14 protein-coding genes are annotated in these 14,504 nt (G+C 36.0%); 9 read left to right on the forward strand and 5 right to left on the reverse strand.

Annotation, left to right across the window (positions count from 1 at the left end; translation table 11 throughout):
• Nucleotide 1 precedes the first annotated feature (1 nt).
• Together M4I44_RS02710 and M4I44_RS02715 are read left to right on the forward strand one after the other, a co-directional pair.
• Nucleotides 2-751 (forward strand): uroporphyrinogen-III synthase, encoded by a 750-nt coding sequence (locus M4I44_RS02710; RefSeq protein WP_026109960.1) that lies wholly within the window; start codon nucleotides 2-4, stop codon nucleotides 749-751.
• Between the two features lie 261 nt (nucleotides 752-1,012).
• Nucleotides 1,013-1,483, forward strand: coding sequence for an Lrp/AsnC family transcriptional regulator (locus M4I44_RS02715; RefSeq protein WP_017496220.1), 471 nt, complete (start codon nucleotides 1,013-1,015; stop codon nucleotides 1,481-1,483).
• Nucleotides 1,484-1,647: 164 nt separating this feature from the next.
• Here M4I44_RS02715 and M4I44_RS02720 read toward each other — a convergent pair whose 3' ends face one another.
• From M4I44_RS02720 to leuS, 5 genes are all read right to left on the reverse strand, one after another.
• The gene (locus M4I44_RS02720) at nucleotides 1,648-2,334 is read right to left on the reverse strand and encodes a zinc metallopeptidase (protein WP_017496221.1); all 687 of its coding nucleotides are present in this window, start codon (nucleotides 2,332-2,334) and stop codon (nucleotides 1,648-1,650) included.
• A gap of 134 nt (nucleotides 2,335-2,468) precedes the next feature.
• On the reverse strand, nucleotides 2,469-3,065 hold the full coding sequence (locus M4I44_RS02725) for a hypothetical protein (protein WP_249966443.1): 597 nt from the start codon (nucleotides 3,063-3,065) through the stop codon (nucleotides 2,469-2,471).
• Entirely contained in the window at nucleotides 3,052-3,525 is a 474-nt protein-coding gene (locus M4I44_RS02730) for an RNA polymerase sigma factor (protein WP_249966444.1), read from the reverse strand. The genes M4I44_RS02725 and M4I44_RS02730 overlap by 14 nt, the downstream gene beginning before the upstream one ends.
• Nucleotides 3,526-3,530: 5 nt before the next feature.
• Entirely contained in the window at nucleotides 3,531-4,376 is an 846-nt protein-coding gene (locus tag M4I44_RS02735) for an alpha/beta fold hydrolase (protein ID WP_249966445.1), read from the reverse strand.
• 630 nt (nucleotides 4,377-5,006) lie between these two features.
• Complete coding sequence (leuS, locus tag M4I44_RS02740; RefSeq protein WP_249966446.1) at nucleotides 5,007-7,922, reverse strand: leucine--tRNA ligase; 2,916 nt, start codon at nucleotides 7,920-7,922, stop codon at nucleotides 5,007-5,009.
• A 272-nt stretch (nucleotides 7,923-8,194) separates the two neighbouring features.
• Between leuS and M4I44_RS02745 the strand changes: the two genes are divergently transcribed.
• The 7 genes from M4I44_RS02745 (at nucleotide 8,195) to truB (ending at nucleotide 14,433) form a co-directional block, all read left to right on the forward strand.
• Nucleotides 8,195-8,542, forward strand: a complete 348-nt coding sequence (locus M4I44_RS02745; RefSeq protein WP_157495802.1) for a winged helix-turn-helix domain-containing protein — start codon at nucleotides 8,195-8,197, stop codon at nucleotides 8,540-8,542.
• A 307-nt stretch (nucleotides 8,543-8,849) separates the two neighbouring features.
• Complete coding sequence (locus tag M4I44_RS02750) at nucleotides 8,850-10,838, forward strand: TonB-dependent siderophore receptor (protein ID WP_249966447.1); 1,989 nt, start codon at nucleotides 8,850-8,852, stop codon at nucleotides 10,836-10,838.
• A gap of 27 nt (nucleotides 10,839-10,865) precedes the next feature.
• Complete coding sequence (locus M4I44_RS02755; RefSeq protein ID WP_249966448.1) at nucleotides 10,866-11,456, forward strand: molybdopterin-dependent oxidoreductase; 591 nt, start codon at nucleotides 10,866-10,868, stop codon at nucleotides 11,454-11,456.
• Between the two features lie 172 nt (nucleotides 11,457-11,628).
• Nucleotides 11,629-12,504 (forward strand): ABC transporter permease, encoded by an 876-nt coding sequence (locus M4I44_RS02760; RefSeq protein WP_249966449.1) that lies wholly within the window; start codon nucleotides 11,629-11,631, stop codon nucleotides 12,502-12,504.
• An 80-nt stretch (nucleotides 12,505-12,584) separates the two neighbouring features.
• The gene (locus M4I44_RS02765; RefSeq protein ID WP_017496230.1) at nucleotides 12,585-12,836 is read left to right on the forward strand and encodes a DUF3098 domain-containing protein; all 252 of its coding nucleotides are present in this window, start codon (nucleotides 12,585-12,587) and stop codon (nucleotides 12,834-12,836) included.
• A gap of 104 nt (nucleotides 12,837-12,940) precedes the next feature.
• Nucleotides 12,941-13,738 carry an undecaprenyl-diphosphate phosphatase gene (locus M4I44_RS02770; RefSeq protein ID WP_249966450.1) on the forward strand — a complete coding sequence of 266 codons (798 nt, stop codon included), beginning with the start codon at nucleotides 12,941-12,943 and terminating at the stop codon, nucleotides 13,736-13,738.
• Nucleotides 13,738-14,433, forward strand: a complete 696-nt coding sequence (truB, locus tag M4I44_RS02775; RefSeq protein ID WP_017496232.1) for a tRNA pseudouridine(55) synthase TruB — start codon at nucleotides 13,738-13,740, stop codon at nucleotides 14,431-14,433. The genes M4I44_RS02770 and truB overlap by 1 nt, the downstream gene beginning before the upstream one ends.
• Nucleotides 14,434-14,504 lie beyond the last annotated feature (71 nt).

Consider the following 14,504-nt stretch of genomic DNA (forward strand, 5'->3'; position numbering starts at 1 on the left):
TATGAAAGTGAAAACAATTTTGGTGTCACAGCCTGAACCTAAAGTGGAAAATTCTCCTTACTTTGAGCTCCAACAAAAACACAAAATAAAAATTGATTTCAGACCATTTATTCATGTGGAAGGGGTTAATGCAAAAGAGATCCGATTACAGAAAATCGATCTTAATCATTATACTGCAATCATTTTGACGAGCCGTAATGCGGTGGATCATTTTTTTAGAGTAGCAGATGAGATGCGTTATAAAGTTCCTGAAGGATTAAAATATTTCTGCCAATCTGAAGCTGTTGCATTCTACCTGCAAAAGTATGTTGTGTATAGAAAGCGTAAAATTTACGTGGGAGCAAAAGACTTTGCAGATTTATCGCCGCTTATCAAAAAATACAAAGACGAAAAATTCCTTTTACCGGCGTCTGATCAGTTAAACGCTGATGCACCTGTAACATTAAACAATCTGAAAGTAGATTGGGCACAAGCTGTTTTTTACAAAACAGTAATGAGCGATCTGTCTGATCTGGCTGATGTTTACTATGATGTTTTGGCTTTCTTCAGTCCAACCGGAATCAAATCATTGTTTAAAAACTTTCCTGACTTTAAACAAAACGATACCAGAATTGCTGTTTTTGGAAGCACAACTCAAAAAGAAGCGCTTGATCATGGTTTAAGAATTGATATTCTTGCCCCAACTCCTGAAACACCTTCAATGACGATGGCTTTAGAGAAATATATTGCAGAAGCAAACAAAGGAAAATAATCCTTTTAGAAAATAACAACATTTAAATTCCAAATTCCAACTTTAGGGTTGAAATTTGGAATTTTTATTTTTAAAAATATTGCTCTCCCCAATCTTTGTTAAATCACTAAAACTCTAACAAAGAGAAACAAGCAGCATTTTCAGTTTCCATTTGGAATTTGGAATTTCAAAGATTGGAATTTTATTTTTCAAATCATTTTGAGTACATTTGATTTACAACTACAACCAAATAACTAAATTTAGTTTCAAATCAAAACTCCAATGAAGATCAACTCCCTTATTATTGAAATTGACGGTATCGACAAAGAAATCCTGCGTTACCTGATGGACGATGCGCGAAAACCCATTTTGCAAATTGCTAATAAAATAGGTATTTCCGGAGCTGCCATTCATCAGCGATTGAAAAAACTGGAACAATCCGGTGTTATTTCAGGCTCTAAATTCACCGTTAATCCAAAAGTATTGGGATACAACACCATGGCCTTTGTTGGTGTTTATCTGGACAAAGCCTCCAGAAACTCCGAAGCTGTGAAAGATTTAAAAAAAATCCCTGAAGTTTTAGAATGCCACTACACCACAGGAAACTGGTCGGTATTGATTAAAATCATCTGTCGCGATAACGAACACTTAATGCAACTTTTAAACACTAAAATTCAGGCAATAGAAGGCGTTTCCAGAACAGAAACCTTTATTTCCCTGGATCAGCAAATCGACAGGCAAATTCAGCTTTAAAAAACAAAATTCCAATCTTTGAAATTCCAAATCCCAAAGTGATTTACTCAAAGTTTCCGCCTCGAATTCACTAAATATTTAAATCCCTTGTGAATTCGGCGCAAAAAAAATCCAAACCCAACAAAGTTGGAATTTGGATTTTTAAAAATTTGAATTTTGTATCTTTAGTTCCTTCTGCTTCCGGAATAGACCGAGATATAGTACAACAAGGTTGCGATTGATCCGATAGCGGCAACAACATAGGTTCTTGCTGCCCATTTCAACGCATCCTTAGCTCCGGCTTGCTCTTGCTGCGTAAGCATATTTTTATTTTCCAACCAAGCCAATGCTCTGTTACTTGCATCATACTCTACCGGCAGCGTAATAATTGTAAATAAAGTTGTTGCAGCAAAAATGATAATTCCGATCAGCAATAGCCCCGGAAAGGTTCTGATCATTAAAATTCCGGCTAACAAAATCCATTGTACATAATTAGATGCGACACTTACAATCGGTACCAATCTGGAACGCATTGTCAACCACTCATAACCAACAGCGTGCTGCACCGCATGACCACATTCGTGTGCAGCCACCGCAGCCGCAGCCGCATTGCGTTCGTTGTAAACCACCTCGCTTAAATTTACGGTTTTATCCGCAGGATTGTAGTGATCGGTTAACTGACCAGGTGTCGAAATAACTCGAACATCTCTAATACCATGATCAGCCAGCATCTTTTCGGCGATTTCAGCACCACTCATTCCATTTCTTAATTGCAGTTTAGAATACTGCTCAAATTTACTCTTGAGTCTTGAACTCACTATCCAGCTGAACAACATAATTGCTCCGGCAAGAATTAAATATCCACTTCCCATATCTTTGTTTTTTTGATTGATTACTAGATTTACAGTACAAACCGCAAATTCTGAACCAAATTCAAAAAATGTCATTTTGACATTTTGGCGTCAGGGTATTCCTCAAGTGACTTTACAAAAGCTAAAAATTTTCTCTACAACTCCAATTGCTTATTGATTTCTTCAAATTTCCCAATCAGATCGTTGATTTTTGCTTGTTGTTTTTTAATTTGTTTCGGACGAATGTAAAACCAGTTCACTCCTATCCAAAGCAATACCACTCCATACGTTAGCAACGCATAAACAAGGGGCATTCTCAAAGTATACTCATACATATACAAACCAATCCCGACACCCAATAAAATGAAGTACAAACTTAGAATCGTCGACTGCATAAACTGCTGTTTTTTTCGGATTAGAATCAATCGCTGCAGGTACTCCTGATTGGATTGCGTGGTATCAATATTTTTATAACCGACCAGTAATCCATTATAAACACCAACATACATTACCATAGCCACAATCACCAGTACAATTCCTATTTTGGTAGAAATAAATTCCGGCTGATAGTAGTACCAGACAAAAAGAATAAATGCAGTAGTTGCCAAAAGCAAAATATTAGTAATCCACAGATGGCGAAGGCCGGCTGCTTTAAATTCTTTCAATCTCCCCAATAAATCTTTCATATCGGGCTGACTTACGGATTGTTTTTTCCACAAATCTTTGAAATCTATATTGTTATTTTGGTCCATTTTCCTTAAATTTTTGAGTCAGTTTTTCCTTTATCCTGCGAATTTTCACTCTTGTATTTGCTTCCGAAAGCCCCACAATTTTGGCAATTTCAGCTTGTTTTACTTCCTCAAGTTCGAGCGAAATAATAATACGTTCCGTTTCTGGCAATTCAGCAATACACTGGTACAAAAACTGGATTTGCGGTTCTAACGATTGTTGTTTCTCTTCCTGCAAATTCACTGGAAGATCTGATTTAAGAAAACGCTTTTCTTTTTCTATTTGCCGCAAACAGTTATTAGAAGCTATCCTAAAAATCCAGGTTCCAATGCCCGACTCGCTTCTAAAAGTGTCCAGTTTTTGCCAGACAATAACAAAAGTCTCCTGAGCCAAATCCTGAGCAATATCATAATCATTAACAAAACCCATGCAAAGCCTGAAAATCCTATCCCAATACGTTTTATAGATAACTTCAAATTCCATTAGTATTATTTTACGAAATTATTCACCTGATTTAAATACCACGCTGCATCATCATACATAATAAAGTGTAACCCTTTACCGGCATATTGAAAATTAGCAGTTTTTAAATTTTGATACTGTCCTTCAATAGCAGGTTTTAAATTTACAAAATATGATTCCAGTAAAATCAATGATGGGCATTTTACTTGTGAGATTTTTTCTCTTAAATCAGTATTAGAAAAATCGCAATACATTTCGGCAAATGTTTTTCGGTCTGATTTTACACTCCAGTCTACTATCATATCAATTTTTGAAGCATCCTGAACCAGTCTTGGCATTGTTTTTTTCTGCATGTCTAAAAACTGAGTCTCCGTCATAGCCGTCATCTGATTCACCATTGACGAACAGTCGTTATTTTCTTTTGATTTAAAATTAGGATCCATCAGAGCAGCCATACACGGAAGCGCGTCTACTACAACAATTTTACCAACCAATTCCGGATAATCTGCTGCCAAAGCCAATGCAAATCCTCCGCCCATACTGTGACCAATTACAATTGGCTTTTCGATTTTATTTGTTTTGATGAAGTCTGCAATTTCAGTTTCCCAATTTTTGAAGCTTGCATTTGGCTGTGGTTTCACTCCGGCAAAACCTGCCATGGTAAGTGTATAACAGGTATGATCTTTTTCTAAATTGGCTCTGGTTTCCTTCCACACATCTCCGGAAGATGCAAATCCTGGAATAAATACTACGGCTTGTTTTCCTTTTCCGGTTTTAAGAACTTCGAACGGATATGATTTTGTTTGTGCAAATACATTTAAACATACTGCTGAAAATAATAAGGCGATAACTAAGATGATATACTTTTTCATTTTTAATAGATTTAAGTTGTTAAATGGTTTATTAGTTAAATTCGCCTTTTGGATACGAGATGTTTCAAAATGTTACAAATCGTTTTAAAAAAAAATAAAATTTAAGTTCCAAATTCCAAATTTCAACCTTCATCTATAGGCCTAAACCCCAATCTTTACAAGGGCTCAGATACTCCACAAACAATTATTGTTTTTGGATAAAAAAATATCTTCTCACACGTCAATATCAATTCCGGTCCATACAAAAAAACTATAAAACGAGGCTGTCTCAAATATTTATATTCCGCTCCGCCGGAGCTTCTTGATACCGGAAAATTACATTTGCTATAAATATTTTGCTCCGCTGGAGCTGTTTTAAAAAAACATTCACACCTGATTTTTTCATCCTTTCGACAAAGGATACTCGAGCGATAGCGATTGACGAAGTAAATCACACAAGAAACTCCGCAAACTAAGCCGACAATCTTTGTCGATTAACTGGTGTGATTTCTCCCTTCGGTCGAAATGACAAACTAAACGCAAAAAACAATTGTGCAAATTTGTGCAATTCGTCGCTGAAAAATAAATGCAAAAAAAATTCCAAACCCCAACAAAAGTTGGAATTTGGAATTTTAAAAATATTTAAAATTATTACCCTACAAGGTTAATAATTTTACCGGGAACAATAATCACTTTATTTGGTGTTTTCCCATCTAATTGACGTAAAGTTCTTTCGTCTTTCATGACAATTTCCTCGATCTGCTCTTTGGTTAAGTCCAAAGACAATTCGATGGTGAAACGCATTTTTCCGTTGAAAGAAACCGGATATTCTTTGCTTGTTTCTACCAGATGTTTCGCTTCAAAAACCGGGAAAGAAACTTCTGAAATCGAAGTTGTATTTCCTAATTGCTGCCATAATTCCTCTGCAATATGCGGTGCATAAGGCGAAACTAAAATCGCTAACGGCTCCAAAATAGCTCTCGAATGACAGTTTTGCGCAGACAATTCATTCACACAAATCATAAACTGAGAAACAGAGGTATTGAAAGAAAAACTCTCGATGTCATCTGCCGCTTTTTTAATGGTTTTGTGCAATGATTTTAAATTGTCTTTTGTTGGTTCGTCGTTGTTTACGATTAGACCATTATCATCAAAGTATAATCTCCATAACTTTTTAAGAAAACCAAATACTCCAGAGATTCCAGCCGTATTCCAAGGTTTTGCCTGCTCTAACGGCCCTAAAAACATTTCATACAAACGCAGGGTATCGGCTCCGTACTCATTACAAATATCATCCGGAGTCACTACATTGTAATACGATTTTGACATTTTCTCGACTTCACGTCCGACGATATATTTTCCGTTTTCGTCAAAAACAAATTCTGCCGTATTAAAATCTTCTCTCCAGTTTTTAAATCTTTCTACATCCAATTCATCTGAAGAGTTTACAAAATTAACATCCACACGCAGCGGTTGCACATTCTGATCTCCAATTTTATTCTTAGACACAAAAGTGTTCGTTCCTTCTAATCTATAAACATAGGCAGTCGTTCCCAAAATCATTCCCTGATTGATCAGTTTTTTGAATGGTTCTTCGGTTGGAGCAAAACCTTTGTCTTTTAAGAATTTGTTCCAGAAACGGGAATATAATAAGTGTCCGGTTGCATGCTCACTTCCTCCAATATACAAATCAACACTTTCCCAGTACGCTAATGCTTCTTTGCCTGCAAACTCGGTTTCGTTGTGCGCATCCATATAACGCATCCAGTACCATGAACTTCCTGCCCAACCCGGCATGGTATTCAATTCTAAAGGAAAAATCGTTGCATGATCTACTAAATCGGTATTGACAACTTTATTATTTGTGGTGTCCCAAGCCCAAACTGCTGCATTTCCTAATGGAGGCAAACCATCTTCGGTTGGTAAATATTTCTCTACTTCAGGTAAAATAATTGGTAAATGCTCCGTATCAATCATTTTTGGAAGACCATTCACATAATAAACCGGGAATGGCTCACCCCAATAACGCTGACGGGAGAAAACTGCATCACGCAAACGGTAATTGGTTTTTCCAATTCCCTGTCCTAATTTTTCTAACGCCGTAATAGCAGCCTGAGTAGCTTCTTTATAATTTAATCCGTTTAGGAAATCAGAATTTGCGATCTCCACATTGTCTTTCGAACCATAAGCAGCTTCAGAAATATCAACGTTGGCAAAAATATTTTTGATTTCCTGCATTCCGTTCTGACCTTTAAAGAAATTCGCAAAAGCATAATCTCTCTCATCTCCGCAAGGAACTGCCATTACAGCACCTGTTCCGTATCCGGCCAAAACATAATCCCCAATCCAAACCGGAATTGGTTCTTTCGTAAATGGATGCTCTGCATAAGCTCCTGTAAATACTCCCGAAATGGTTTTTACATCAGCCATACGCTCGCGCTCGGAACGTTTTGCTGTTTTCTCGATATACGCCTCAACTGCCTCTTTTTGTTCCGGTGTTGTAATTTTAGCCACCAAATCATGTTCCGGTGCCAAAGTCATAAAAGTCACTCCAAAGATAGTATCAGGGCGGGTTGTAAATACTTCAATAAAATTGGTTTCAGGTTTCACGTTTAAAGTCTCATCACTTTGCGCATCAACCTGAAACTTGAAACCTAAAACTTGAAACTTAACTAACGCACCAACAGATTTCCCTATCCAGTTTCTTTGTGATTCTTTGATAGACTCGCTCCAATCAATTTCATTTAAACCTTGAAGCAAGCGCTCTGCATAAGCTGAAATTCGCATACTCCATTGCGTCATTTTTTTACGAATTACCGGAAATCCACCACGTTCTGAAACACCGTTTACGATTTCATCATTAGCTAAAACTGTTCCTAAACCAGGACACCAGTTTACTTCTGTTTCTGCCAAATAAGTCAATCTGTATTGTAAAAGGATTTTCTCCTGTTGGTCAGCCGATAAAGCATTCCACTCCTCAGCTGAGAAAGTTCCAATGTTATCATCAGAAACTGCATTTACATTTGCATTTCCTTCTTTTTCAAAAAGAGCAATTAAAGTTGTTATATCTTCTGCTTGGTCAACATTCTTGTTATACCAGGAATTAAACAACTGGATAAAAATCCATTGTGTATGTTTATAATAGTCCGGATTTGAAGTTCGTACTTCACGCCCCCAGTCAAATGAAAATCCAATTTTATCCAACTGTTTTCTGTATCCTGCGATTTGTTTTCCTTCTTTATCTACTCCACCATCAATATTAACACGTGTGGTATCTTCCGGACGCTGCCCGGTTTGAATCGCATATTGCTCTGCCGGCAATCCAAAACTGTCGTACCCCATTGGATGCAAAACATTGAAACCCTGATGCCTTTTGAAACGAGAATAAACATCTGAAGCAATATAACCCAGAGGATGTCCTACGTGTAATCCTGCTCCTGAAGGATAAGGAAACATATCCAACACATAATGTTTGGGTTTTTCAGAATTATTTTTTGCTGCAAAAGTTTGGTTCTCAGCCCAATATTTTTGCCATTTTTCTTCGATTTCGTTTGGATTGTATTTCATTTCTAAGTGACTAAGATTCTAAGTTACTAAGGTTCTAAGCTTTTCACTAAATTAATTAAGCCGCAAATTTACATTTATTGTAGATTGTACCAAAGCTATTTCACTGACAAACAAATAAAAAAACAAAATACTTATTTGTAACAAAATAAAACCACCCTTACTTACTTTCTAAATGAACAGTTGCCGTTCTTTTGTTTTAAAAAAATCAATCATAAGAAAAACATTATCAGAACAAAACAGTTATTTTTACATAGTCACTAATCTAGATGTTAATGAGTACCCCTAAAAAATATTCAATTGAAGTTCGACTTTGGATTGAGGAGGCAGACGGTCCTTTTTTGGGAATTGGAAAAATCTGGCTTTTAGAAAACATTCGCAAAACAGGTTCAATTACCAATGCCGCAAAAGAAATGAAGATGGCCTACAGACAAGCCTGGCAATTGGTTGAAGAAATGAATCGACGTGCCGAAAATCCCTTAGTTGAAAAATTACTGGGAGGAAAAGGCGGCGGTGGTGCAAAACTAACAGAAGCGGGAGAAAAAGCCATCACACTGTTTTACGAAATCGAAAAGCGCATTAAAGACTTTGCTCAAAAAGAAACCCAACATTTAAAATTTTAAAAGAGTCGCTTCATACAAATCTTAACGAAGTTTCTCTTATACTAAAAAATGTCGTTTAAAATCCACCCGTTTAAAGCATGATTTTAATCATATTTTACAAGCACTTAAAAGGCTTATTTTTGGTAAATAAAAAAGAATACACATTTAACACCCTATGAAATAGAGGAATAAAAAAAGTTGATCGCACTATTCCTTAAAAAACACATTGAGTGTTAACAACAGAAAATTAAAAATTGAACTCTTTTTTAATCATCAGTATTCATTTTAAAACATACTGAAAATTCATTTAAATATTATGAAACTAAAAATGATACCTTTTTTACTCTTTCCGCTTATCGGATTAAGCCAGCAAAACAGCCCAATGTCTGTCGATTCGGTAAAAACTTCCAATATTTTCATGCTGGGAGAAGTGATCATAACCAACCATCAAAACAAAGACACTTTAAACAGAGTCACTTCTAAAACAATGGAAACTCAAAATAAAATGGAAGTCTCAAAAGCATTAAATATGCTGCCGGGTGTAAGTTTGACGGCTTCCGGACCCCGAAATGAATCTATGGTTTCTATTCGCGGATTTGATTTGAGACAAGTTCCAGTTTATATGGACGGTATCCCTGTTTATGTTCCTTACGACGGCTATGTCGATCTGGCCCGATTTACCACTTTTGATCTTGCAGCAATTGATGTTTCTAAAGGTTTTTCATCTGTCCTTTATGGCCCAAACTCCCTTGGTGGGGCCATTAACTTAATTTCCAGAAAACCATCAGAAAAACTGGAATACAATGGCTCATTAGGAATGATTAATACGAACAGCTATAAAGGAAATCTAAACATTGGTTCTAAACTGGGCCAATTTTATGTTCAGGGAGGCTATTCCTACCTAGACCGAAATTCCTTTAGAATGTCTTCCAATTTTGTCCCGACCAAAAATGAAGACGGCGGACAACGAGACAACTCATATCGAACCGATCAAAAAATAAGTTTTAAAGTTGGGTGGACACCAACCGAAAAAAACGAATATGCTATAGGCTATATCAACCAGCAGGGAGAAAAAGGAAATCCTGTTTATACGGGTTACGATACCCAAAATCCTCTTTTAACCAAACCTCGCTACTGGCAGTGGCCAAATTGGGACAAAGAAAGTTATTACTTCATTTCTAATTCTAACTTTGACACTAAAAACAGTTTTAAAACAAGAATATATTACGATCGTTTTAAAAACACCTTAGACAGTTATGACGACGCCAATTATTCAACTCAAACCAAAGCTTCAGCCTTTCAAAGCAACTACAACGATTATACTTACGGAGGAAACCTAGAATACCATACACAGTTCATCCCGAAAAATGATCTGAAAATTGCCTTTCACTTTAAAGAAGACGTTCATCGCGAAAACAATCTTGGTGAACCGGTACGCCGTTTTGTAGACAATACTATTTTAATTGGAATCGAAGATGTTTACAAGATTTCCAATCATTTCACCATAATTCCAGGTGTTAGTTACAACATCCGAAAAAACAAAAAAGCTGAGGACTACAACACCACTACAAAAGTAATTTCAGATTATCCGGCCGCAGCTGCAAGCGATGCTTTTAATACACAAATTGGACTGTTCTATAAATTAAACGACGATCAAAAACTTGGCGCAACCGTTTCACAAAAAACCCGATTTGCGACTATAAAAGACCGGTATTCTTATCGAATGGGAACCGCCATTCCTAATCCGGATTTAAAACCTGAAAAAGCAACAAACTACGAAATCAATTATACCGCAAACGCATTTCACAAAGTAACCTTTCAGACGGCCGTGTTCTACAGTGCCCTTTCTGATGCTATTTTAAATGTTAGCAACGTTCAACCCGGAAAATCGCAAATGCAAAATTTTGGTAAGGCAGAATATTTCGGAATCGAGGCACAGATCAATTATCCGATACTGGAGAATTTGCTGCTCAATTTTAATTACACCTATCTTGAAAGAAACAATCTGACAGCCCCAACCATTCATTTCACTGATGTTCCCAATACGAAAGCGATGGGAACAATCGAATATTCACCGATTAAAACACTCCGTTTCATCGCCAATTCTGAATTTAACTCATCCCGATTCAGCACCAGTTACGGCACAAGAGTGCCGGATTATACCTTATTTAATTTTTACGGTTCGGTCAGGGTCCTTAAAAATTTCAGCATCGATGCGGGAATAAACAATCTGTTCGACAAAAACTATAGTCTTACAGAAGGTTATCCTGAAGAAGGCAGAAATTTCTTTGTGACACTTCGCTTTTTCAACAATTAATTCAAAAAACAGTAAATCAAAATCCTTATGAAAACAAAAATTTACCTTCTGGTTTTATCCGTTGCCTTTGGGTGCATCATGTGCAACTCTCCAAAAAAAGAAGCCAAAGTTATCCCTGAAACCACAACCTCTGACAAAAAAGACGAGCACAAAGCATTAAGTCCTGCCGACAGTTTAAAATTGGTCAATCATCAAATCGAGGTAAAAGGCGATGTTGAATTTCCACTGCAATTAACTGTAGACTCTTTACGAAAAATGAAAGTGACCACTATCGACAACTTTAAAGTCGTCTGCCAAAGTGGAGAAGTAAAAAAAGACAACAAAGTTGCCAAAGGCGTTTTATTAAAAGACATTTTAGAAAAGGCAAAAATCAAACAAAACGGACATAAAGACCGCAATTTTTATATTGTTGCCAGAGCTTCTGACGATTACAAAGCCACTTTTTCATGGGCCGAGATTTTCAATAATCCTACCGGAGAAAACACTTATGTATTGTTTGAAGAAAACGGAAAACCCGTAAAGAGCGGAGAAATGATTTTGATCTGTAAAAATGATATTAAAACAGGTCCAAGACATGTTTACTGGCTAAAAAGCATCGAAGTTTACAAAGTGAAATAATCATTCTTCGAATATCAATTCGCTAAAGTGGCAAAACTTCAAGGTCTTTGTCACTTTTTTTTATTCTGGTTTGTATTTAGTACATTTATTGTACGAAAGTTAAAACTTTGGCCGTTATTAACTTCATATAAAGAAATTCTTTATTATTTTTACCCCATAATTTAAGCAAACTATGAGTTCTAACTTTGATAAATTTCAAAAGCGCAGGTTAATTTCCTCTTATTTTTCGGTTGTATTAAGTGTATTTCTGGTTTTATTCCTACTAGGAGTACTGGGATTATTCATTATCAATTCTAAAAAACTGGCTAATGATTTTAAAGAAAAAATTGCCATGACGGTTTTCTTTAAAAACGAGGCTAATGACAGCGTGATAAAAGCTTTCAATACGGAACTAAAAAGAGCGCCTTTTGCAAGATCATTCGTTTACGTAACAAAAGAAAAAGCGGCAAAAGAACACACTGACATTATCGGAGAAGATTTCCTGACTTTCTTAGGTGAAAACCCTTTATTAAATTCTTACGACATTCACTTAAAAGCGGATTATGTTGAAAGAGACAGTATCCTTAAAATAGAAAGCAAACTACGTCAAAACGCCATGATTGAAGATATTGTTTATGATAAACAATTGGTTAATCTGGTAAATGACAATATCAAAAAAGTAAGTATGTGGATTTTAATTATCAGTGGTTTCCTTGCGGTTATTGCTGTTCTGCTAATCAACAGTTCGTTACGTTTATCTATTCATTCGAATCGTTTTATCATCAAAACGATGCAAATGGTTGGTGCAACAAAATCGTTTATCCGTAAGCCATTTGTAATGCGCAGTGTAAAATTAGGAATGTTAGGTGCCGGTCTGGCTATTATTGCCCTTATCGGACTTTTGTTCTATGTAGAAACTAATTTCCCGGGCTTGGGTATTTTAGAAGATAAAGCCTTAATTGGACTGGTATTATTAGCCGTATTCGGATTAGGAGTCTTGATTACCTGGGTAAGTACTCACTTTGCCACACAACGTTTCCTAAATTTAAGAACTGACGATCTGTATTAACTTTAGATCGCAGATTATAGATTTTAGTTTGCAAATTTTTAAAAAGCCTTGGCTACGCTCAGCGGCACAAAAGAAATAAAATGAAAAACAACAATAAAGAAGAACACGCACCAAAACAAGAATTCCTTTTTGACGGAATTAACTATAAAATTCTATTAATTGGAATAGGAGTTATTGCCTTAGGCTTTATCTTAATGTCTGGCGGAGGAAGCAACGATCCGAATGTTTTTAATGAAGATGTTTTTAATTTCAGACGTATTCGTTTGGCTCCAACCACGGTTTTAATCGGTTTTGGAATCACGATTTATTCTATTTTCAAAAAATCCAAATAGACTTTATTTAGACTCCTTAGACTTCTTAGATCTTTAGATTATTCAGATAATCTTTTATAAAATCTAAGAAGTCTAAAGAATCTAAAATCTAACAATCTTATTAAATGAATACATTACAAGCTATCGTTCTTGCTATTATTGAAGGCATCACTGAATTTTTGCCTGTTTCTTCAACGGGTCACATGATTATTGCCTCTTCCTTTTTCGGAATTGCTCATGAAGATTTCACTAAACTTTTCACCATTGTCATTCAGCTTGGTGCGATACTTTCGGTAGTCGTTTTGTATTTCAAACGATTCTTTCAAACACTTGATTTTTATTTTAAACTTTTGGTTGCCTTTATTCCGGCTGTCGTATTAGGTTTATTGCTAAGTGATTTTATCGATGGCTTATTAGAAAATCCTGTTACAGTTGCTATTTCTCTTTTAATAGGAGGTTTAATTTTACTAAAAGTTGACGAGTGGTTCAACCATCCAAATGCAACTGAAAGTTCTTCTGAAATTACCTATTTACAAGCTTTTAAAATTGGTTTATTCCAGTGTATTGCTATGATTCCGGGAGTTTCAAGAAGCGGGGCCAGTATTGTAGGCGGAATGTCTCAAAAATTATCCCGTACCACAGCGGCAGAATTCTCTTTCTTTTTGGCTGTTCCAACCATGTTGGGTGCGACAGTAAAAAAATGTTATGATTATTACAAAGCCGGATTCGAACTGTCTCACGATCAGATTAACATACTGGTAATTGGAAATGTCGTTGCTTTTATTGTAGCGCTTCTGGCAATCAAATCCTTTATTGGATTTTTGACTAAAAACGGTTTTAAAGTTTTTGGTTATTACCGAATCATTGCAGGAATCGTTCTGTTGCTGATTCACTTTTTCATTCATCCTCTTACGATTATATAATGACTCCTGAAGAATATCTAAACGGACAGGTTTTATTGATTGACAAACCTTTAAAATGGAGTTCGTTTCAAGCTGTCAATAAATTAAAATACCTTTTAATCAATAAAGTCGGACTTCCTAAAAAGTTCAAAATTGGTCATGCCGGAACTTTAGATCCTTTGGCAACTGGTCTATTGCTAATCTGTACAGGAAAGTTTACCAAAAGAATTTCTGAACTACAGGGTCAGGCAAAAGAATATACCGGAACTTTTTATATCGGAGCTACTACTCCATCTTACGATTTAGAGACCGAAATCGATCAGACTTTTCCAACCGATCATATTGACGAAACACTGATTCATGAAACGGTGAAACAATTTTTAGGTGAAATTGACCAAAAACCACCTATTTTTTCTGCGATAAAAAAAGACGGTGTTCGTTTGTACGAGCATGCGCGTGCCGGAGAAACGGTAGAAATTGCCAGCAGAAAAACGACCATTCATGAATTCGAAATTACCCGAATCGCTTTACCTGAAGTAGATTTTAGAGTGGTTTGTAGTAAAGGTACTTATATTCGCTCTCTGGCTTTTGATTTTGGAAAAGCTATGAATTCCGGATCGCATTTAACGGTTTTACGCCGAACTAAAATTGGCGATTACGATGTGAAAAATGCTATTGACATTACACTTTTTGAAGAAAGTCTTCAGCAGGAATAAAGCATAATTTTTTTTTCCAAGCCCCTTTAAGCAAGGTTGTGTATTTTCCTTTTTTTGTACTTTAGTCGCAA

Source organism: Flavobacterium sp. B183, from assembly GCF_023539155.1.
Classification (GTDB): domain Bacteria; phylum Bacteroidota; class Bacteroidia; order Flavobacteriales; family Flavobacteriaceae; genus Flavobacterium; species Flavobacterium tructae.